This window comes from Pseudohalioglobus lutimaris (genome assembly GCF_002866825.1).
Lineage (GTDB): Bacteria > Pseudomonadota > Gammaproteobacteria > Pseudomonadales > Halieaceae > Halioglobus > Halioglobus lutimaris.
This window is the reverse complement of sequence record NZ_PKUS01000002.1, coordinates 1-22,426: the sequence shown is the minus strand read 5'-3', so window position 1 is coordinate 22,426 and position 22,426 is coordinate 1. Positions and strand designations below refer to the sequence as shown.

Sequence of the window (22,426 nt, the reverse complement as noted above, 5' to 3'; positions counted from 1 at the left end):
AAAGTAGATGGAGCCGGCGGCCACCGAGGATCTGGGCTTTGGGATTACCCGCATCGACGCCGATTACCTGCAGCCGGGTCTGGTGTGTTTCTATCTGCTTGAGAGTAACGGCGAATACGCGCTGGTGGAAACGGGTACTCAACATTCCGTACCCCGTCTGCAGGCGCTGATGCAGGCGCGGGGTATTGCCCCCGGACAGGTGCGCTATGTTATTCCTACCCATGTGCACCTTGATCATGCCGGCGGGGCCGGGGTGATGATGGATATCTTTCCCAATGCGGAACTGTTGGCACATCCGCGTGGCGCCCGTCACCTGATTGACCCGGCGCGACTGGTCCAGGGCTCTCGGGAAGTGTATGGCGATGAGGTATTTCAGCAGCTCTACGGGGATATCCGGCCTGTGGCGGCCCGGCGGGTGATTGAGGTGGCGGACGGCGAGACCGTGCAGTTTGGCGGTCGTCGCCTGCTGCTGCGTCATACCCCGGGGCACGCCGACCACCACTTCTGTATCTGGGACGAGGTCAGTCGCGGCTGGTTCAGCGGTGATGTTTTCGGTATTTCCTATGACTGGTTTCGTACGCCGGGCGGCGACTACTCCATGCCCGCCACCACGCCCACGCAGTTTCGGCCTGAGGCGCTGAAGGCCTCGCTGGTCTTGCTGGGTGCAATGGGGCCTGTAACGATCTACCTGACGCACTTCGGGGCGCTGGCCTATACGCGGGAGAAACAACAGATGCTGATGCGCCAGATAGATGACTATGTAGCGCTTGCCCGCGATTGCGCGGGCGACGCCGCGGTGATGGAGGAAGCGCTGATGGACTATTCGCAGCAACGCGTTGAAGAGATGAATGCCGGTGTGGAGATGCGTCATATGCGTGAGCGTTTTCGCCACGATGCGCATTTGAATGCACAGGGACTGGCGGTGTGGATGCAGAGGCAGCAGATATGATGTTACAGCGTGAGGATGGACACTCGTTGGCCTACGAACATGTGGAGGGCGCTGGCCCCGGCATCGTATTCCTCAGCGGCTTTAACTCCAATATGCAGGGCGATAAGGCGATGGCCCTGGATACATGGTGCAGGGGCAGCGGTCGTCAATACACCCGGTTCGACTACTTCGGACACGGTGCTTCCAGCGGTTGCTTTGAAGAGGGCACAATCGGTCGCTGGATTGACGATGCCATAGCCGTACTCGATCGTGTGACCGAGGGGCCGCAGCTGCTGGTCGGTTCATCCATGGGCGGCTGGATTATGCTGCACGTAGCCCTGGCCAGGCCCGAACAGGTGCGGGCGTTGGTCGGAATAGCGACGGCGACGGATTTTACCGAGGCGATGCGCAATGGCGTGCTCTCCCCGGAGCAGATGTTGCAACTGGAACTGTCAGATAGCTGTTTGATAGACAACTGCTATGATGACGGGGAGCCCTACCACATTAGCCGCGAGCTGCTGGAGGAGGGCCGCCGACACTGCCTGCTGCAGGGGGAGAATATCCCCATCGATAAACCGGTACGTTTGCTGCACGGCCAGTGTGATGCTGATGTGCCCTGGGAGAATTCGTTGACGCTGGCAGAGAAACTGGTTTCTACCGATGTTGAGATACAGCTGGTCAAGAATGGTGACCATCGTCTGTCGCGCCCCGCCGATCTTGAGCGACTCACGCGCACGCTTGCGGTGTTGCTGGCTGACGCCTTGTGAGCGAAACATTGGTCTGGTACCTGCTTCATGACACGTCCTTCGATCCCGAGCGGGCCGCATCCTGGGTGGAGAAGGCGCAGCTGCGGCTGGTGCCCTATGCCGAGCGAGAGAGCATCGCCGCGGGCGCTCGCGTTTTGCTATGGCTGGGAGATGAGCAGATCCGTGATGTTGCCGACCTGGTGCTGGCCCGCGAGTGGGTGATCGGTCTGTTGGCCCACCCGGAAGCCCGCATGGCGTGTGCTGCCCTGGGGGTGAAGGGCAGTCCAGCGAAGTTGATCGCGCATTACCAGCGAGCCGAGCCCATAGATGCGGATGCCCTGACCTGTAATGGAGAACTGGTTTTTTCTTCAGTTGTGATCGGCTCGGTATTGTCGCTACGCCCTGACGACATCAACCGCCCACAATCCAACTGGAGCCTGTTTCGCGGTTCACTAAAGGGTCTGGGCAAGCTATCGCTGGCAATGTACAAGGTAAAGACAGGCAAGGAACAGGAATTCAAGCTGGGCGCGCTGGGGCTGATGGCGGTAGCCCATACGCAGAGCTCGCTGGTGGGTCGTCGCTTTGACGAAAACCTGACCATTGCCGACGGCAGGGTATCCATGCTGGCGATCGCGCCGCGCAGTATTCTCGCTTATCTGTGGTTCCTGTTCCGCCTGTTACTGCCCGGCAAGATAGGCCTCTCCCGTCTTCCTGGCTCCCTTGCGCTGCTGCAGAGCGAACGCTTGAATCTGGAGTCTACAGAAGGCTTCGAGTATCTCCTCGATGGCAAGCCTGTTCACGCCGCCGAACTGGACCTGGTGGTTCAGGCGGGAGGCCTGTGCCTGTTGCCTGGACCGGCACTGCCTGCGCGTGAAGAGGCGGGCAAGAGCAGCGGGCGTGAAACCCTGCGCATGAACCATGTGCCCCTGGATGCAGCCGCCAAGGCGATGGTGGGCAAGCACCTGCCGTTGTTCAACCACGCCAGTGAAGAAGAGTACCGCGGCCTGTTCAAGTCACTGCGTGAGAATGCCAGGGCATCCTCTTCTTACCAGGTGTTGATGGTGCTCAGTGTGATGCTGGCGCTGGCGGGACTGTATGCCAATTCTGCCCCGGTCATTATCGGCGCCATGATTCTGGCGCCGCTGATGTCGCCGATTATGTCACTGGCCATGGGTCTGGCGCGTTCAGATATTGTGCTCATCCGTGGTGCCGTGGAGACGCTGGTGATAGGCACCGCCTGGGGACTGGGTTGCGCCGTGGTGCTGGCCTGGATGATGCCTTTCGACCTGGCAACCGACGAGATGCGCGCGCGGATGTCGCCAACCCTGCTTGACCTGTTTATTGCCGTCATCTCCGGCGTCGCCGGCGCTTATGCGCACTCCCGCGAGGAGATTGCCAAGAGCCTTGCCGGCGTTGCCATCGCCGTCGCCCTGGTGCCGCCGCTCAGCGTGGCTGGTATTGGCCTGGGCTGGGGAGACTGGGATATGGCCAGTGGTGCGCTGCTGTTGCTGACCACTAACATGGTGGGTATTTCCTTCGCCGCCAGCCTGACCTTCCTGGTGCTGGGCTTTGCGCCGTTTATCCGCGCACGCAAGGGCCTGGGCGTGTCACTGGCGCTGGCAGGTCTGATCAGTATTCCCCTTTATATTGCCTATGATCATCTTGTTGAGCGGGGTAAGCTGGAGGAGCGTGTTCCCGATGGCGAATTCGCGTTGCTCAATCAAATCGTGCACGTGAGTCAGGTGCAGGTGACGCTGGGGGAACCCCCCCTGGTCGCCGTGGTGGTCAGTTCCGCCGAGCGCCTGGAGAACGTCCACCTGGACGAGTTGAAACGGTTGATCAGTGAGCAGGTCGGGCGCGACATACAGCTTGAGGCGCAACTGAATATCCGTCGCTGAAGGCCGCCGCATTTTTTCGCGAGCAAGCGTCAACTTTTTCTGGACTAACACTTTGCGTTATCTGATTTTTGCCCTGTTGCTATGCACCCTCACCGGGTGCGGCAGCTATGAATTGAAGAACATTGCCAAGTCTGACGTTGACCTGGTGACCGACGAATTCATAGATGAAAGTCGCCGTCTGGTGCGCGAACTCATGGTCAAGCTCTACAAACGGAACCCGGGGGAGTTGGCGAAAATTCCGGGAATGACTATCGACATGCGCCTGGCTCAATTGCGCACGCATCGTGGCCAACTCGATTTTGTTGAACTGGCCGGTCGCCAGGAGACTCAGGCCCTGGAGCTGGTTTTCAATCAGCATTTTGACGGCGACCGCGTGTTCGCCCTGGTCGTTGGTCTGGGTGGGATGTTGCGTCACGCTTACGGCTACAACCATGAGTCGTTCATGTTTGACAGTCTCTCTCCGCAGCCACTCTGGACCAGTGCCCACAACGTGGAGGTGCTGGCCTGGCGTTTACGTAATAATCGCCAGGCCAACGGCGAGCCATGGCTGGTTACCAGCGAGTACCAGGGTCTGACTGACAACCTGAGTTTCGAGCGACTGTTCGGCAAGCTGATCGTGCTACAGGAGATGATGGCACGCATTGCCGGTGACGCTGACCACCGCCGGGTCAACAAAGTGGTCCACGCCGCCGGGTCCGTGTTTATTCCGTTGCCGATCTAGGTGCGCAACGTTGTCCCAGGGGCGCACGCCCAGGGTGGTCATCGCCGGTAGCTACCTATTGCGCTGTGGATGCTGTATCTCAGGTGGTAATAATCAGGCGCAGTGCCTGCAGCTGTAAACTGGCGTGCTGTATATGCAGCGCGCACTCGTCTATGCGATAGCGCAGGTGTTCCAGTTCCTCTTCGCGAATAGACGGGTTGAACTCGCGCAGCGCCTCCAGGCGGGCCAGTTCAGCACCCAGGTCTTCGCGCATGCGGGTCTCGGCGGCGGCGAGTGTCTCCTGCAGCTTTGTCTCCGCCTGTATGTTGGCCAGGCGCATCTTGGCGTCGACTTCCTTGTGTACCTGCTTGATGATCGCCAATGCGGTGGACTTCTGTACTTTCTCAATCAGTTCATTGAGACGGGCATGCGGTACCAGTTCGGCTAATTGCTTGCCCCTGGCATCGACCAGTAGGCGTACGGGGGACAGTGGCAGGAACCGCTCCACCTGCAGTGCCCTGGGCGCCACGCAGTTCACGGTGTAAAGGGCCTCCAGCAGCATGGTGCCGGCGGGGACGCCCTTGAGTTTTATGGTGCCTATGGCGGCGTTACCCAATTCGGTCGAGAGCACCATTTCCATGGCCTCCAGGATCATCGGATGCTCCCAGCTGATAAATGCCATGTCCTCCCGTGCCAGACCCTTCTCCCGGTCGAAAGTGACCGTGGTGCCTTCTTCCGTTACGCCGGGAAAGTGGCCGGTGAGCATATGCTCGGAGGGCCGCAGCACCAGGGTGTGCTCAGAGTGGAACTCCTGATCCACGCCAAATGCCTCGCACAGGTGCTCCAGGTAAGGCTCCAGTTCGTTGTTATTTTCCAGCGACTCGATCTCATCGATCAGGCTCTGGGCGACCTCGCGTTTACAGGAGTTACGCTCCAGCAGACGGTCACGCCCCTCGCGCAATTCCTGCCGTGTGTGCAGGGTGAACTCGGCGGTGTCGACCAGCAGGTCCTCGAAGGCGTCACTGCGGCTCTCCAGCTCCGGTAGCAACCGCTCCCTAAAGGTCTGGAAAATCATGTAGCCCGCCGAACACGAGTCGCGGAACAGGTCCAGGCCGCGATCGTACCAGTCCAGCAGGGTCTCCTGCGCGCTGCCTTCCAGGTAGGGCACGTGAATTTCCACATCCTCCTGCTGGCCAATGCGGTCCAGGCGGCCAATACGTTGTTCCAGCAGATCGGGGTTGAGCGGCAGGTCGAAAAGGATCAGGTGATGAGCGAACTGGAAGTTGCGACCCTCACTGCCAATCTCTGAACACACCAGCGTCTGCGCGCCGCCGCTTTCATCGGCGAAGTACGCCGCCGCACGGTCCCGTTCGATAATGGACAGGCCCTCGTAGAAGGCTGCAGAGCGAATCCCGGCGCGCATCTGAAGGTGGTGCTCCAGCGCCACGGCAGTGGTGGCATGGGCACAGATAACCAGTACTTTATGTGGGCGCAGCGATTTCAGGGTCTGTTCCAGCCAGGCGACCCGTGGGTCGAAGTCCAGCCAGCTGTCGTCCAGGTAGGGCAGCTCGGGGTGCAGGGCTGACTCCAGGTCCAGCTTTGCCAGTGCGTACTGTTCGGGACTGGGCAGGGCATAGCGGTGTAAATGGCGGGCCGGAAAACCCTGAACTGCTGCACGCGTATTGCGAAACAGGACGCGGCCGGTACCGTGGCGGTCCAACAACTGCTCTATCAGTTGCTCAGGTTCCAGGTCCCGGTCAAGATCACCGGGCAGTTCGTCGGGTATTTCACCGCGCTCCAATGCATCGACCATGGTGCTGAGCTCGCGGTAATGCTGCTCTTCTTCACGGAAAGTCGCCAGGTCGTGGAAACGTGCCGGGTCCAGCAGGCGCAGGCGAGCGAAGTGGCTGGCCTGCCCAATCTGTTCCGGTGTGGCCGTGAGCAACAGTAGCCCTGCACTGTGCGCAGCGAGACGCTCCACAAAACGATAGTCCTCCCCGGCGCCTTCTTCTGACCAGTGCAGATGGTGGGCTTCATCCACGATCACCAAGTCCCAGGATGCCGCAAGGGCCTGCTCCTGCAGGGCTTCGTTCTGTGCAAACAGGTCCAGGCTGCACAGCACCAGCTGCTCGGCCTCGAAGGGGTTACCCTCCGGCATTTCCGCCAGGCGCTCGTTGTCAAACAGCGAAAAGTGCAGGTTAAAACGGCGCAGCATCTCTACCAGCCACTGGTGCAGCAGCGACGGTGGCACCAGCACCAGTGCACGACTGGCCCTGCCGGTGAGCAGTTGCTGGTGAATAATCATGCCAGCCTCAATGGTTTTGCCCAGGCCGACTTCATCGGCCAGCAACACGCGTGGCGCGTGGCGCTGGCCCACCTCGTTGGCAATGTAGAGCTGATGGTGTAGCAGGCTGGTGCGCGAACCCATAAGGCCGCGAGCAGGGCTGCCCTGCATACGGTCGGTGTATTGCAGTGTGGCCACTCTCAGCGCGAAGTCTGCATTCTTGTCGAAATGTCCGTTGAGCAAGCGCTGCTGCGGCGTGGTCAGCTGCACAAAAGCGTCCAGTTCCAGTTCGGAAACGCTCAGCTGCTCCTCGTGATGATCGGTGCCCGTATACATCAGCAACCCGTGGTGTTCGTTCACCGCGGTGACGACCAGTTCCACCCCCTCGACGGTGCTGATATGGTCGCCTTCCTTGAAGCGCAGTCGAGTCAACGGCGCGTTTTCGATGGCGTAAGTGCGCTCTTCACCGACCGCCGGAAAACTCAGCGTAATGCGTCGCGGTTCAATATCGACAACCACACCCAGGCCCAATTGTGCGTCGGCATGGCTAACCCAGCGCTGGCCGATGAGATACTCCATCAAGCGTCCCCGAAAAATAATCTGTGGCTGTTACGGTAGACCTGTTCCAGCAGTTCTTCCACTCCCACCTGCAGGGTCTTCGCCACCTGCTCGGCGATGAAGGGGAGGTAGAACGGTGCGTTGGGCCGGCCGCGGTAGGGCACCGGCGTCAGGTAGGGTGCATCCGTTTCCAGTAGCGCCTGTTCAACCGGCGTTGCGGCAATGACCTCACGCACATTCTCGGCGCGATTGAATGTGGCGATGCCGTTAAAGCCGAGCATGAAGCCCTCGCCCAGGCAGTACTGCGCCAGTGCCATTCCCGAGGTGAAGCTGTGAATAACGCCCTTGCGTGGCAACTGGCCGGAAAAGTTCGCAAGTATTGCCCGGGTGTCCTCGTCTGCGTCACGGGTGTGCACGACGACGGGAAGCCCTGCGTCTGCGGCAACCTGCAGCTGTTGCTCGAATACCCGGCGCTGGACGGCGCGGTCAGCGTGGTCATAGTAGTAGTCCAGGCCAATTTCACCCACCGCGACAATATGCTGGTCACAGATGCCGTCGCGAATGCGTGCTTCCACGCTGTCGTTGTAGTGCTCCGCCTCGTGGGGGTGAATGCCCTGTGTGCCCCATACATCCGGCTGGCTGCGTGCCAGGTCGCGCACGGTGTCGAGGTTGTCTGGCGAGACGGCAATAGTAATAATTTTTTCTATGCCGACTTCGCGAGACCTGGCCAGCGTCAGCGCCAGCTCATCGCTATCGAGGTAATCCAGATGACAGTGGGTCTCGATAATAGGGGTCCGGAAGTGCGGTATTTCGCGTGGCTTTTTCTTGCTCATGATGCCTGCCGTTGTCTTCGCTTAACGTCTCGCGGTGACGCGCTGGCGCAGCTTGTTCGGCTGGGTCGGGCGCAGGTCGCGGATGGTACAGGTGATCTGTTCCCATAGCCAGTTGTGCAGCGGTGAGTTTTCTGTTCTCTGGTGGGCCACCAGTACATAGTCGAGTGTGGCGTCATCTTCCCAGGGCAGGGGAAGAGCGGTGATCCCTTTGCTGTTGGTTTCGCTCTGGGTCAGATAGGCCGGCGCGGGCATGTAATAGTCGGTATTGCGCAATATTTCCATCGCCGTCATCAGGTGGGATATTTCCAGGGACCCCTGGCCTGGCAGCGCAGACTGTTCGAACAGCCGCGAAATGCTGCGCATCTCCAGTTGCTCCCAGTCAGAGACATAGAGACGGATAACCGGGTAATCATTGAGCATGGTAGGGGTGGACGGCGTATCGCAAAGCGGGTGACCGTCACGCAGTAGCAGAGCGGGCGGGCTGCCGCCCAGTTCTGCGACGCGAAATTCGTCACCGTAGCGTGCTTGCTTGATGTGAACGGCGAAGTCCAGCTTGCCCAAAGCCAGTTGCTCAAGCTGGTTCTCCACCCGGGTGATAATGCGGATGTTAAGGCGTGGTGCCTGCGCCTGCAGTCGTTCGGTCAACTTGGGCAGGAGGGCGAGACCGATGTATTCCGACAGCGCGATGGTCACCTCTGCGTCCGAGAGGGCGGGATCGAATTCATTCTGCGTGACCAGCTGGCTGATGCCCCCCAGGATCCTGGTCAGTCCCAGCTCCAGCTCCAGTGCTCGCGGTGTGGGTTGCATTCCGTGGCTTGCGCGTGTGAACAGGGGGTCGCCGAACAGGGCTCGCAGGCGAGAAAGCGTCTTGCTCATGGCTGGTTGCGTGATAAACAGGCGCTCAGCGGCCCGGGAGACACTCTTCTCCTCCAGTAGAACCTGTAGCGAAATCAACAGGTTAAGATCTATCTTGGCAAGTTCCCGGGTATTCATTGGTGTGATATAAATCTAATTCATGGAAAACATAATATAAATACATTTCATATATATCATACCCCGGCCTAAGATGTTGGCAACTCGAAATATCAGCCCCCTTGGGGGCTGACTATGCCCCAGCGCTGCTGATGGCATTCCATCCAGGTCCAATAGAGTTACTTTCAAACCCGCCCATGGCGGGTTTTTTTATGCCTGGTGAGATGCTGTGCCTGCTGGTGAGTATGCCGCCCACGGCAATTCCCGCTGAGGCCGGGCGCATCGGGAGGTCGGGGTAAAGACTACGAGCCGGACGACGAGGCTTTCATGCCCGGCTGTGTCATTTTTATTTGAGCTTGGGTTTTACTTTTGCTGGGGCTTTGCGCCGGGTAGCGGCCTTCTTTTTTGCCGGTGCCTGGCTCTTCACGGCCGCCTTTTTCTTTGCGGGGGTCTTTTTCTTGATGGCAGCCTTCTTTTTTGCCGGTGCGCCCTGCTTGGCAGTCGTCTTCTTCTTTGCCGGCGTGCCTGCAGGCTTCGCTTTCTTCCTGGCGGTGGGCTTGCTCTTCTTCCCGGTGTCCGTGTCAGCCGCCCGCTTGCGCCGCGGCGCGTCTATCTTGGCCCGCGCCTTTACTGTTTTGCTGGCAGGCAGGTTTTCGGTCGCAGCTGCATACAGTTCTTCGTAGGACGCGATGAGGCAATCGTGATAAAACTCGGGATCGGGCATGATGCTGCGATCGCCCAGCACCGTCAGGGTGAGTTTACCGGCGTAACTGAAGGCGGCGTGGAATAGCCCCATGCCTGGAGTGAGCACGCCCAGTCCATAGTAGTCCACCAGTTTCGCACCCGCGCAGTAGAGGGGAAAGTCAGGGCCCATAACGTTGGTGACCACCGTGGAGATGTTAACCGGCAGGTATTTTGACAACTCGTTTCGCGACCAGATGCCGGCGACGGTGCGAGTGACGGCCGGTGAAAATACCCCGGCAATCTTGAGCATGTCTACCAGCGGGCTGTGCTCCCCGTTCTTCTTGGCATCGGCGCAGGACTGGTGAATTGCCCTGAGCCTTTCCATGGGGTCGTCGATGTCGGTGTGCAACGATGCGAAGACACTGCCCACCTGGTTGTTGTCATCTTCGCTGCTATCGCGCCGCGTGCGCATGTTCAACGGTATGCCGGTTGCCAGTGACCCCTCGGCGGGTGCTTCCCCTTTTGCGTCCAGGTAGCGCTTCAAGGCGCCACCCACTACCGCCAGGACAGCGTCGTTAATGGTAGTGTCGGCGGCGTTCTTGATGTCCTTGAAGCCATCCAGGGGAAATTCCGCCGCATCCACTACACGATGCGGGCCTACGGATTTGTTGAGGATGGTTCTGGGTGCGGAAATATCCGGGGAGGGTATTTCCTTGCGCGCGACATCTACCGCGTAGCGACCCAGTGCCAGGGTGTTTTTTACTGTGCCACGCAATAAGCCAGCCGTGTTTTTCGCGGTGTTGACCGACGCTTTGGTCAGCAATTCGGTCACGCTGGGTTCGGCATCGACCAGGCGTGGTTCCTCCACGCCTTCTGCGTCTGGCCCCGGGTTGGCCACCAGGTCATGAAGCAGCGCCATAAACGAGGAGCCGCCCGCGCCGTCCACCAGTGCGTGATGCATCTTGGTGTAGATAGCGAAACAGTTCCTTGGCAGATTGGGTATGTTGTCCAGGCCCTCGATGATGTAGGCCTCCCAGAGAGGGCGCGACATATCCAGCGGGCGCGAATGCAGTCTCGCTACCTGTATGCAGAGCTGGCGCCAGTCGCCGGGTTCCGGCAGCGCTATGTGGCGCAGGTGAAACTCCACATCAAAGTTGGCGTCCTTGACCCAGTAGGGTCGGTCCAGCCCGCCCGGGACTTCCACGAGCCGGGTGCGAAACAGGGGCTGCTTGTTCAGGCGCCGTTCAAAGCTGGAAATAACGTCCTTGAAACGCACGAACCCGCCCGGGGCAGTGGAGGGGTCGTATATGCCCAGTCCACCCACGTGCTGCGGGGTATTGTTCTGCTCCAGGTTGATGAAGGCGGCGTCGAGAATTCCGAGTTGTTTCATGGTGTTTTCCGCGCCCGTGGGCGGCTTTTATAAAGGGCAAAATTCAAGGCGCCGTTATATCATTGTTAGCCCCGGCAAGCCAGAAAGGTGATCAATCCTTGTGCAACAAGCTGAATAGTTGGCCATGGCAATTAGTCTGTGCCTTGGCCTTGTGGGTGATCGCGCTTGCTGCGGTGGGGCGACCCGCTGCCTATGGCGAGGATTTTGTGCGTCTTGGAGCGAGCTGGGCCGAGGGCGGCCCGGGTCGCGGGCAGTACCGGCTGGTCGCGGAAAATACACTCGCGCAGGACTATCACCAGCAGTTGCTAGACATGGAATTACAGCAGGGTCCGTATTCCCCCGCGCTTGCTGAGCCACTGGACGCGTTGGGTGGATACTACCTGCAGCAGGGTCTGCACTCGCAGGCGGTCGCGATGTACAGCCGGGCGCTGCATGTGGTGCGTGTGAATGATGGTCTGTACAGCGAGCGCCAGGTGCCGCTGCTGCGTGGATTGCTCTCAGCTTACCGGGAAGCGGAAGACTGGCAGACCCTGGACGCGCGCTATGCGTACTTTTTCCGGTTACTGGGCAACGGAAAACCGCCGTTTACTGAACTGCGGCTGCGGGCCGCCCTGGAGTTTCTGCGCTGGCAGCGCGAGGCTTTGCGTCTTGGGCTGCCCGGTGAGCGGCGTCGGCTATTGGCGATGATCAGCCTTAACGACGAAATACTGGATGCGCTGGCTATGGATACTGGGGCCCCGTATCGCTGGCACAGAGACCTGGCATTCAGCCAGGTACTGAACCTGTACCTGCTGAGCCAGCGTATAGACGCGAGCGCTGACAAGTTCCTGGTAACAGCGCCGTCCGACTACATCGGTGCGACACCTCTGAGCGTTGACCTTGAAACCCAGCGACTGGATAGCCTGCTGCGCTCTGCGCCGGGGCGCGGCGCCGAACTGCTGCAGCAGCTGCTGCCCCTTGCCGCCCTGCAAGGGGCCCGGGAGAAGGCGTCGATAGAGCTGGCACTGGCGGACTGGTATTTCTGGCACAATAACCACGGGCGAGCGAACGCAGCCTATGCGCAAGTGGTGAACACACTTGCTGCGGCGGGTGAGACAGCATTGCTTGAGCAGTGGTTGGGCAAGCCTGTGGAGCTGCCGGACAACGGCGTCTTCTGGCAGCCGCCTCCGCCTGCGGGAGAGGATGCGGCAGTCGTCAGCGCGCGCTACGATATCTCCGCCGGCGGCAGGCTTAGCAACCTTGAACTGGATGTCGTTTCCGGCAGCGAGGACATCTCCGTCGGCGGTTTCCGGCGGCGCTTGGCTGCAACCCTGTTCCGTCCCCGCTGGTCGGCGGGTGAGGCGCAGAGGGTGAGCGGTGTCAGCCGCCAGTACCGGCTGCTTAACTAGTCTCCATCAGGCGTTTTCCAACACCATGATTGCGCCGGACGCTTCTATAGTGCCACGGGTGCTCCACTCCACTACTTCAGCACAGTACTTGTCAGCGCAGCGCTCTGCCACCTCGAAGAAGGGTGCACGCTCCGGGTCGGCGATGAGGATCTGCTTCACGCCGGCCTTGACCGCGCGGTTAACCATGTTGGTCACCGGCTTGACCAGTTCATCCCAGAAGCAGATGTCGGCGGCAATCAGCATGTCGTATTGCGACAGCTGTTTGGTCGTCAGCTTTTCAAAGCGTGATACCAGGTGTTGCGTTTCGACGCCGTTGATGTCGGCGGTGGCCTGCAGAAAGGGAAACACGTCAGGGTCAGCATCCACTGAGGTAACTGCAGCGCCGAAATTCTTCGCGCACCAGATGCCCGCAATGCCCCAGCCGCAGCCCACGTCGATAACTGACTGGCAGTGCTCCGGTGGGTTCTTTTTCAGATAGTCGATAAGCAGGCAGCTGGACTTCCATAGTTTGTTGCCGTGTATCGACGGCTCAATACCCTGGCGCTTGATTCTGCGAATGGCGGGGTGTGAGCCGGTGGGCATTCTGGCGCCACGAAAGCGGCGTTCGGTGCGTATTTGCTTGGCCAAGTTTACTCCTTGTTGGCGTTGATCCAGATCGGTGAAGTCCACGCCCGCTCCTGCAGCGTTGGCGAATAAAATGGCTGGGCTACCGGGTCCAGGCAGCAGCGGCCGAACACGTCGCCTATGGCGCCCTGATCCTGCAATTGCGCGGTTTGCGCCGCGGCCTGCTCAGCGCAATTCCCGGCAAACGGGTTTACGCCGCTTGCCTGGCACTGCAGAGTGCTCCAGCGACAGGATGGGTTTTCCAATACGCGCACATAGTAAAATGCGGACTCGTCTGGATTGTACTGTGGATCACGCCACACCGTGCAGAGATTTTTATAGCCACTGCCGGTTGGCTTGCAGGTTTGCGGGTCTACGCCGGCTCCGTTGTCAGCGGAGCCGGCGACATCGTAGACTCTTTCATGCGTGTTGCCCCCTGCGTCCAGCCACCCCTTGATAACCTGCACCCGTTGCAGGTCAAGCCCGGGATAACCCGGCACCCCCGGGTCCTTGGTGGCGCTGACCAGAAACGCCGGAGACTGCGCCGCAGCCGTCAGCTCGCCGCCCCTGGGTACACCGGCGGCGTAGGCTTTGGTCGCCATGTCCGGGTCATCGCATAGCGCGGGATCCAGGTCCTGGCCGGCGAAAAAGCGCACGATGGGGCGCGTGCCGCTGGTGGCGTAAGCCTCGCGACGACGCATGCCCTCGAAAATGGCATCGCGGGAGTTTTCTTCTGCCCATATCACCGCCAGGCCGCCGGGGTTGTCGAAAAAATGGTCCTGAACGTTGCGATATCCGGCATCTCGGCGACCCAGGTGCCCCGTATAGTTATTCTCTTCCGCACCGCCGGGAGAGGCACTATGGGTGTCGGTACTACCTATAAAACCCGGCTTGAATGGATTGATGCCGGTCTGTTTTTCCAGGGCCAGACCGTCCTTCAGCACATTGCGCACCATGTTGCGTCTGCCGAAACTGTCCAGATCCACCGGCCTGGCTTCGTCCGTGCGTACCTTTCCATACAGGGTGCCGAGCATGGCCAGGTTGTCTGCTTCTGCCTGCTCGAAGTCGCAGAGTTCATCCGCAGTATCGAGGCCGCGCCCCGCCAGTCGGTCATACCGGCACTCACTCGCTGCCTTGTGCTGCACCAGCTCGACCAGCGGCTCGAAGAACAGCCGCTCGTTCGCCTCTTGCTCGTTGCGCGGGTCGGGGAACATGAGTCCTCTGCTGAGATTGGAGTTGTGCGGAATGGCGAGCACGTCGCAGCCGGCGATGCCCTCGATGCACTGGTCGCGCAGCTGACGCCAGAGTTCGGGTACGTTTTCTGAGCCCGTGTCATAGGTGGAGATCGCAGTGTCGGTTACCTTGTCATTACGGAAGATGACGTTGCGATGCAGGTTGGAGTAGTTGGGTGCATCCGTGTACTCGTAACCGACAAAAGTGGTGAAGCTGCACTCATCGCTGCGGTCGTAGTGTTCTTCAGCAGCTGCTCTGATACCGCCCCAGGCCTCCCTGTGCGCGGCCCCGCAATCGCCCAGCGCGCACACCATTGATTCGCCTTTCTGATTGTTGTCGTCAACCACGCCCACCCTGGTCCAGTATTGCGCAGCCAGCAGTTGCACTATGTACCAGTCGCTGCGACCGGCGATGCAGACAGGAAACCAGTAGGCGAGTTTCGAGGAATCCTGTGTGCATAAATTGATAGGGCCAAGAAACTCTGCGTGGTCGGTCACGGCGGTAAAGTCCAGCGGTCGCTGGATTCGGGCTGTGAGCGTCTGCTCCCCGTCAGCATCAGGCAGGGTGATGGCCTCACCTTTAGCGTAGCGGTAAGCGGCTGATGGGTCATTGCGCTGGCTGGACACGTAGCTGTCGAAAGAATAGCTGGTATGTACATGCAGGTCGCCGAACAGAGGCCTGCGAGTGGCGCTGTAATCCGCGCAGGGTTCGCGAGATTCAGTGCGATCAAATGCAGCAGTGGGGCCAGCGCCCATGGTCGTTAGCGAAAACCCGATTGCCATCGCTTTTATTAATGTGGTATTCATATATTCAGTTTTTATTAAGTGATGAGTTGCCAGGTCAACATCTTAGCCCATGCAAGGGTGATTGCCTTGGCTGGCCTGGCCCGCTAAGCGGATTGTGCAATACTCATCATTGACCTCCAACAAGGTCGCGCCGCAGCAGTCGTGGCAAAAGTGTAGCGAGAGGGGAAGCAACCATCGACTGTTATTGTCGTGCTGATTCCGGTGCCCCCCCAAATTACCAAACAGTGTTGAGTCGGCAGTAGTATCAAAATAATGCGCCGGTTCAGGGAGTTAATAAAGATAATGATTCGGTATGCAGCCGTGCACGTAATTGCCCTGTTTCTGGGTGTTGCCCACGCCAGCCTGGCCTTTGGTGGTCAGGTGGAGTATTCACTGCAGACGCCTGGCGCGTCGCGCTCTATGCTGCTGGATATCGCCGTGGCCGGTGAGCGCCTGGTGGCCGTCGGTGAGCGCGGCCACATTCTCACCTCGCAAGACCAGGGTCAGAACTGGACCCAGGCTGAGGTGCCCACCTCGGTCATGCTCACCCGCGTTTTCTTTGTCGACGACAAGTTGGGATGGGCGGTGGGACACGATGGTAATGTGTTGCACAGCCAGGACGGCGGCCTCATCTGGGCGCTGCAACGTGATGGCCTGGCCGATCAGGTGCGGATTAATGAAGACAACGCGGGCCGCGCTCTGTCAACGGTAGAGGAACTGCAGGCGCAGTTGGCTGCGGCCGAAGAAGATGCGGTTGATGCATTGGAAGAGGCGCTTGAAGAGGCTGAGTGGGTGCTGGAAAACGCCCGTGAGAAGCTGGACATGCCGGTTTATGCCCCGCCATTGATGGATGTCTGGTTTGCCACGCCTGAGCAGGGGTGGGCTGTAGGCGCATACGGTACATTGCTGCGCACGGCCAACGGGGGGCGGAATTGGGCTGACTGGTCCCATCATGTCGGCAACCCTGACGAACTGCACCTGAATGGGGTGGTTGGCGATGGGGCGGGCACGCTGTATCTGGCCTCGGAGTGGGGCATGGTATTTGTCTCTACCAATGCCGGGGAGAGTTGGCGCGTTGCCGAGACAGGCTATGACGGCAGTTTTTTTGGTGTGGTGTCCAATCCTGAAACGGGCAGTGTTTTCGCCTATGGTCTGCTGGGAACCATCTATCGCAGTGAGGACCAGGGTGTGAACTGGAGCGCTGTTGACGGCCTGGTGCGAGGGAGCCTTTTCGGTGCTGAGGCAGTGGCAGGTTCGGTCGTTTTCGTGGGTCAGGGGGGCATCGCTACGCTCACCAGGGATGACGGCAGGACGTTTACGCCGATGGTGCAACCTGATCGGGATGGCCTCTTCGGTGTCGCAACCATGAGTGATGGTCGGTTTGTGGCCAGTGGGGAACGTGGAGCCAGGTTATTAGTCGTAACTGCTGCAGGAGATCAGGGTGATGAATAATACTCCGTTGCGCTATGCGGCCATGGAAGATTCCGGGTTGCCGGAAAAGCTGATATTCGGCAACCGTCCGCTCCTGCTGCTGATTTTTCTGGTGGTTACCGTTTTTCTCGGCTGGCAAGCCTATCACCTGAAGCCGGACGCCAGCTTTTCAAAACTCATTCCGCAAGGCCACCCGTTCGTACAGAAAATGAACACGCATATGCGTGACCTGCGAGCCAGCGGCGCCAGTCTGAAAGTGTCGGTAGCGGTACAGGAAGGCGATATTTTCAACGATGAGTACCTGTCCACGCTGGGGCAGGTCGCTGATGAAATTTTCTATATCCCCGGTGTAAATAAAAATGGGGTCAAGAGCCTCTGGAGCCCTGACGTCCGCTGGACGATGGTGACCGAAGAGGGCTTTGAAGCGGGCTCCGTCATCCCGCCTGAATACGATGGATCCGCGGCGTCAATGGAGAAGTTGCGGCTCAACCTGGCGCGCTCGGGGATTATCGGGAGCATGGTGGCCAATGACTTCAAGTCCACCATAATCGAAGTGCCGGTCTACGATGTTGATCCGACCACGGGAGAGTATCTCAATTACCTGGAGTTCTCCCGGGCCATGGAAAAGCTGGTCAGGCAGAGTTACGAGAACGATAATATCAGTATTCATATTATCGGCTTCCCGAAAATCGTTGGCGACCTGCTTGAGGGTATTGGCGCGATAGTCATGTTCGCGATTGTTACGCTGGGCATTACCGCGATTCTGCTGTGGCTTTACACGCGCTGTCTCCGGGCCACTTTCGTGCCTCTGTTAACCTCGGTTATGGCCGTGGTCTGGCAACTCGGTTTGCTCAATCTGATGGGCTATGGCCTCAACGCGTACTCGATTCTGGTGCCATTCCTGATACTTGCCGTCGGCGTTAGCCATGGCGTCCAGGTCATCAATGGTATCGCCCTGCATATGCAGGAGGCCGGAGAGCGATCGCTGGCTGCACGACTGGCTTTCCGCTCTCTTTACATCGCCGGGATGACCGCATTGATCAGTGACGGCGTGGGCTTTTTCACCCTGCTGATAATCGATATTGAGGTGATCCAGGAATTGGGTATTGCCGCCAGCGTCGGCGTGGCTGCGATTATATTTACCAACCTGGTGTTGCTGCCCGTGCTGATGTCCTATATTGGCGTCAGTGACAAGGGCGTGGATCACATGAAACTCGATCCCGACCACCGCCACCGCCTCTGGTCGAAGGTATCCCACTGTGCCACGGGCAAAGTGGCGGCCGTTTCCATCGTTGTCGCCATCATCGGTTATGGGGTGGGTATTGTTGGCGGACAGAACCTTGCCATTGGCGACCTTGATGCGGGGGCGCCGGAGTTGCGCCCCGACTCCCGGTACAACCTGGACAACGCTTTCATTACCGACAATTATGCGGTGAGCACTGACATCCTGGTAGTGATGGTGGAGACACCGGTACAGGCCTGCACCCGCTATGACGTTGCCACGCTGATCGATAAGTTTGACTGGTACATGGAGAACGTTCCGGGTGTACAGTCGGTTGTTTCCCATGCCGATGTGATGCGCCTGACGTCCATGGCGCTCAATGAGGGCAATCCGCGCTGGCACGTACTGTCGCGAAACCAGCGCGCCCTCGATGGCTCGGCAGTAAGAGTCCCGCGTGCGCTGATGAATCTGGATTGCAGCCTGGCAACGGTGGCGATTTATCTTGATGACCACAAGGCGGAAACGCTGTCCACAGTGGTCAACGCGGTGCAGCGTTTCGAGCAGGACTATGGCAACGATCAGGTGCATTTTGGCCTTGCGGCGGGCAATGCGGGTATCGAGGCGGCCACCAACGAAGAAATATCTGTGGCGCAAAAGCAGATCCTGGGACTGGTCTATACCGTCGTAGGCGCGCTGGTCTTTCTCAGTTTCCGCAGTGTAGTCGCGGTGATTTGTATTCTCGTGCCCCTGGGTCTTACCTCCGCACTCTGCCAGGCGTTGATGGCGCATCTGGGTATCGGCATCAAAGTGGCTACCTTACCGGTTGTAGCGCTGGGTGTTGGGGTCGGCGTGGACTACGGAATCTATATATACAACCGCCTCACGTTCTACCTGAAGCAGGGCCTCCCCATGCAGGAGGCCTATTACCAGACCCTGTCAACGACCGGTCGCGCTGTGGCATTTACCGGTATTGCGCTGGGCGTGGGCGTGATTACCTGGATCATTTCGCCGATCAAGTTCCAGGCCGACATGGGTATCCTGCTCACCTTCATGTTTCTGTGGAATATGGTTGGGGCGCTGTGGCTGTTGCCTGGCCTGGCCTATTTCCTGGTACGCCCCGACCGGGGCGAAACGCCTGACCGTCCTGTAGAGACCGGCAAGCGGTAGGCAACTGCCTGCACTAATGCATTACAACTTTGGCTAAGAGGGAAAGATATGTCTGCAAGAAAGCGATCAGCACTGATATCCACCGCCGTGAGAGCGGCGCTTGTCGCCAGCGGCGTGGCAGCGGTGCCTGCCCATGCGCTGGAGTATAACTGGGGGGAATGGCTGTTCAATGTTGATACCACCCTGAGCGCCGGTGCCCAGTGGCGAACCGAGTCTATAGACAAGGACATGGCCTTCGATGAAGGGGGGTTGAACTTCAACGACGGTAACAACAACTTCGGCCCCGGTCTGGTGTCCAACAACATGAAGGCGCTGCTTGAGTTCAGCGGTGAATACAAGGATTTCTCTTTCTTCCTGCGTGGCGATGCGCTGTATGACTGGGTCTACAATGAGAACAAGCGGGACCTGAGCGATGCGGCCTATGCCAGTTACAACAATGGCATCCCGGCCGGTGGTAATTTGCTCCCGGGCGAGTTACCTCGCGATACCATTGTCGAAAACGGCCGACGCACTCGCCTCCTCGATGCATTTGCCACCTATAATTTCGATGTCGGTGACCAGAGTGGCGCGGTTCGCTTCGGTCGCCAGGTGATCGCCTGGGGTGGTTCCCGCTTTTACTCCGGCGTCAATGCTTTGCAGAATCCGATCGACGCGGTGGCAGCACAGACGCCCGGGGTAGAGGTAAAGGAGATATTTCTGCCCACGTCGGCGATCAACCTGAAGTGGGACTTTACCGGCACCATCAGTGCTGAGGCCTACTACAAACTCAACTGGGAACGCTCCACACTACCGGGGGTGGGCAGCTTCCTCAGTACCAGCGATACCACGGGTGCGGGCGCGGAGCGCGTATTGCTTGGCCCCCTGGGTGCTGCACCGATAGTCAGCCGCCTGACACCTGAAGACGATGATCAGTGGGGTTTCGCGGCGCGTTACAGCAGCTACAGCGGTTATACGTTTGAACTGGCGTATACCACCTCTCACTCCAATATCCCCGGTGCCCAGATCAAACTGGATCTCGGCGGGGGGGATTCCTTTTTCCGTGAAGTTTACACAGAGGATATCGATGTCTGGGCAGCCAGTTTCAGTGGTAACCTCAGCGAGGCAGAGGTATACATCGATCTCGCTTATTCCGACAACATGCCGTTTGTTGACGTGAGTTCACAGTTCACGGACGACGGTTACTTTACCCGCAGCGATGTAACGCGGGGTCACTACTGGCAGGCATCTGTTGGTTTCAGTGACGTATACACTGCGCTACCGTGGTTGTCGCCCTCCATTGCGGTGTTGGCGGAGGCGCATGTGCAGGGGAATAATCTCGGTGAAAGTGATCTCATTCCACCGCCCGCCGGAATCACTCCCCCCGGGGAGCGCAATCTCAAGGTGACTGACAGTGCCTGGGGTTACCAGGCCGTGGTAACGCTGCGTTATTTCTCCGTCATCCAGGGTATGGACATGAACGTGATCGGTACGTTCAGGCACGATGTTGAAGGCTATGGTAATGCCATTGGCCTCAACAATGGATTGAAGGAAGACCTGATGACCGCATCCATTGGCGCGACCGCGTATTACCTCACCAACTGGCAGTTTGATGCTAAGTATGCATGGTACTTCGGCAACGATGATGCCGCTGACCAGACCCTGGACGATCGAGACAATATCTCGATAGGCGTCAAGTATCGATTCTAATAGTCTAGTATTGTAAGTGAATCTTCGAAGGAGAGTAGATAGAGATGAATAAAAGACTCATTGTCACCGCGGTAGGCTCGATACTGCTTTCGGTTGGTTTTGCCCACGCAAAAGTGTCTGAAGAGGATGCGGCGAGGCTCAACGGTACGGACCTCAACCCCTTCGGTGGTGAAGTGGCAGGGAACGCCGATGGTTCCATTCCGGCATGGGAACCGAAGTGGACAGATGTGCCTCCGGGGCTGGAATATGAAGGCCCGGGTCATCCGCGACCTGACCCCTATGCGGATGAAAAACCGCTGCATGTGCTCACTGCGGCCAACTACAAGGAACACCTGGAGCACCTGTCCGAGGGGCAGAAGGCACTGTTCGAGCGCTACCCTGAATACCAGTTGCACGTTTACCCCACGCACCGCGAGTTCGGCTACCAGGAGCGGATGGCCAAGAAAACCAGGTGGAACGCACTGAACACTGAACTGGTCAACAACGGTGAGGGACTGGCACATTACAACGGCGGTATCGCCTTTCCACTGCCGCAGAACGACCGGGAGGTGCTGTGGAACATGCGCACCACCGGCTGCTATACCACCTATAACGTAGCCTACGATGGCTATGGCGTCTTCGCCAACGGCGAGCGAGCCCACGATGCAGTGGACTTCACCCAGTCCCACCCCTTCAATAACCCCGCTGATCCCGACACGGGCGTTACCGAAGAGCAGCGTGGAGACCGCGCTGTGTGGACCATCAGCGAGCGACTGGCCCCGCCGCGTACCAAGGGGCAGATGACGGTGGTCGCCGGTCCGCTGGACTACAAGAAAGACAAGCGCAATGCATGGACCTATGATCCGGGCACCCGCAGGGTGCGCAAGGCGCCTGCCATTGGCTATGACAACCCGGACGGCCCGGGCGGGATGCAGACCATTGATGATCACAAAGGCTATAACGGTGCGTTCGACCGTTTCACCTATAAGTTGCTGGGGCGCAAGGAAGTCTACGTGCCGTTTCACAACTTCAAGTTCAACGACCGGCGGATCGGCACCCTGGATGACCGGCTGACAACCAACTTCCTCAACCCGGAGTATGTGCGTTTCGAGAAGCGCCGCGTCTGGGTGGTGGAAGGGAACCTGGCCGAAGGCAAACGCCACGCCTACAAGAAGCGCCGCTGGTATGTGGAAGAGGACAGCTGGAATCCGGTGATGTCGGAGAATTACGACGGACGCGACAACCTGTGGCGAGTGGGCTACTTCCTGTCAGATTACGAGTACCAGATCGGCTGCTACCAGAAGCATACGCAGGTGTTTATGGATCTGCCCTCGGGTGGCTACGTGAGTAACTTCATCAGCCTGGATCGCAAGGAGGCAGTACACAATCTGCCGTACCTCGACAAGGAGCACTTCACCCCCGCCAACCTGCGCAAGGCAGCGAAACGGTAACCTGCTCATTGCGGCGCAAATTGCCCCGCCTCCGGCGGGGCCTTTTTTTGGCTCTTCGCAGATTAGCGAGGTTGCTTGGTGGATAGTCACGTTCCGGCTGAGCGGCCACTGCAATCGTGGTATACCCCCGAGCGGTCGACCCCCCTTTGACTCCCTTTCGGGGGTATACCACGATCACAGCGGCCTTCTTCCATTTCGACATCACTATCCACTACCTATGCTCCCTATGACGCGCCGAAGCCGTCGCTGAAGTGCCTGAACCGCCCGTCTGGTACACGCGCCCCGCTGGGGTGCCCTCCGTCGGTCGCGAACCGGAAAAGCGCCGTTTCGCTCCCTCCCTCGGCGCGCACTTGCGACGAACGGTTCAGCCGCTTCACCGACTCTGCATCGAGCGCACTACGTGTTTGTATTGGTTTGATCCTGTGGCCTCACCCCGGGCGAGGCGGGAGAGAAGCTGAATTGAGCGTGGCAAATCACCCGCCGAAGGA

The 22,426-nt window shown here is 58.9% G+C and carries 15 protein-coding genes; 9 read left to right on the top strand and 6 right to left on the bottom strand.

Translation table 11 applies throughout. The annotated features are described in order from the left end of the window. The first annotated feature begins 7 nt into the window (after positions 1-7). The 4 genes from C0039_RS02490 to C0039_RS02475 are packed head-to-tail and all read left to right on the top strand — an operon-like array spanning position 8 to position 4,293. On the top strand, positions 8-949 hold the full coding sequence (locus tag C0039_RS02490; protein WP_076000677.1) for an MBL fold metallo-hydrolase: 942 nt from the start codon (positions 8-10) through the stop codon (positions 947-949). Continuing rightward, entirely contained in the window at positions 946-1,695 is a 750-nt protein-coding gene (locus tag C0039_RS02485; RefSeq protein WP_101517368.1) for an alpha/beta fold hydrolase, read from the top strand. The genes C0039_RS02490 and C0039_RS02485 overlap by 4 nt, the downstream gene beginning before the upstream one ends. Beyond that, the gene (locus C0039_RS02480; RefSeq protein ID WP_101517139.1) at positions 1,692-3,572 is read left to right on the top strand and encodes a TIGR00341 family protein; all 1,881 of its coding nucleotides are present in this window, start codon (positions 1,692-1,694) and stop codon (positions 3,570-3,572) included. Before C0039_RS02485 ends, C0039_RS02480 begins: the two co-directional genes overlap by 4 nt. A gap of 52 nt (positions 3,573-3,624) precedes the next feature. Next, positions 3,625-4,293: a hypothetical protein gene (locus tag C0039_RS02475; RefSeq protein ID WP_076000679.1), complete on the top strand. Its 669-nt coding sequence runs from the start codon at positions 3,625-3,627 to the stop codon at positions 4,291-4,293. A gap of 79 nt (positions 4,294-4,372) precedes the next feature. On the opposite strand, the gene rapA is transcribed toward C0039_RS02475, so the two are convergent. The 4 genes from rapA to C0039_RS02455 form a co-directional block, all read right to left on the bottom strand. After that, the gene (gene rapA, locus C0039_RS02470) at positions 4,373-7,135 is read right to left on the bottom strand and encodes an RNA polymerase-associated protein RapA (protein ID WP_101517138.1); all 2,763 of its coding nucleotides are present in this window, start codon (positions 7,133-7,135) and stop codon (positions 4,373-4,375) included. After that, the gene (locus C0039_RS02465) at positions 7,135-7,947 is read right to left on the bottom strand and encodes a TatD family hydrolase (protein WP_076000681.1); all 813 of its coding nucleotides are present in this window, start codon (positions 7,945-7,947) and stop codon (positions 7,135-7,137) included. The genes rapA and C0039_RS02465 overlap by 1 nt, the downstream gene beginning before the upstream one ends. A 21-nt stretch (positions 7,948-7,968) precedes the next feature. After that, complete coding sequence (locus tag C0039_RS02460) at positions 7,969-8,940, bottom strand: LysR family transcriptional regulator (protein WP_076000682.1); 972 nt, start codon at positions 8,938-8,940, stop codon at positions 7,969-7,971. A gap of 325 nt (positions 8,941-9,265) precedes the next feature. Beyond that, the gene (locus C0039_RS02455) at positions 9,266-10,993 is read right to left on the bottom strand and encodes a WS/DGAT/MGAT family O-acyltransferase (protein ID WP_076000683.1); all 1,728 of its coding nucleotides are present in this window, start codon (positions 10,991-10,993) and stop codon (positions 9,266-9,268) included. Between the two features lie 98 nt (positions 10,994-11,091). On the opposite strand from C0039_RS02455, the gene C0039_RS02450 reads away from it, so the two are divergent. Then, complete coding sequence (locus C0039_RS02450; protein ID WP_133125925.1) at positions 11,092-12,381, top strand: tetratricopeptide repeat protein; 1,290 nt, start codon at positions 11,092-11,094, stop codon at positions 12,379-12,381. 6 nt (positions 12,382-12,387) lie between these two features. On the opposite strand, the gene C0039_RS02445 is transcribed toward C0039_RS02450, so the two are convergent. Continuing rightward, positions 12,388-13,008, bottom strand: coding sequence for a class I SAM-dependent methyltransferase (locus C0039_RS02445; RefSeq protein ID WP_232334762.1), 621 nt, complete (start codon positions 13,006-13,008; stop codon positions 12,388-12,390). 2 nt (positions 13,009-13,010) lie between these two features. Beyond that, entirely contained in the window at positions 13,011-15,023 is a 2,013-nt protein-coding gene (locus C0039_RS02440) for a DUF3604 domain-containing protein (protein ID WP_243391535.1), read from the bottom strand. Positions 15,024-15,305: 282 nt separating this feature from the next. Here C0039_RS02440 and C0039_RS02435 point away from each other — a divergent pair, with 282 nt between their 5' ends. The 4 genes from C0039_RS02435 to C0039_RS02420 are packed head-to-tail and all read left to right on the top strand — an operon-like array spanning position 15,306 to position 21,938. Next, complete coding sequence (locus C0039_RS02435) at positions 15,306-16,454, top strand: WD40/YVTN/BNR-like repeat-containing protein (protein WP_165787013.1); 1,149 nt, start codon at positions 15,306-15,308, stop codon at positions 16,452-16,454. Then, the gene (locus C0039_RS02430; protein ID WP_243391534.1) at positions 16,447-18,822 is read left to right on the top strand and encodes an efflux RND transporter permease subunit; all 2,376 of its coding nucleotides are present in this window, start codon (positions 16,447-16,449) and stop codon (positions 18,820-18,822) included. The genes C0039_RS02435 and C0039_RS02430 overlap by 8 nt, the downstream gene beginning before the upstream one ends. A gap of 48 nt (positions 18,823-18,870) precedes the next feature. After that, complete coding sequence (locus C0039_RS02425; RefSeq protein WP_101517135.1) at positions 18,871-20,508, top strand: DUF1302 domain-containing protein; 1,638 nt, start codon at positions 18,871-18,873, stop codon at positions 20,506-20,508. A gap of 44 nt (positions 20,509-20,552) precedes the next feature. Beyond that, complete coding sequence (locus tag C0039_RS02420) at positions 20,553-21,938, top strand: DUF1329 domain-containing protein (protein WP_101517134.1); 1,386 nt, start codon at positions 20,553-20,555, stop codon at positions 21,936-21,938. Positions 21,939-22,426 lie beyond the last annotated feature (488 nt).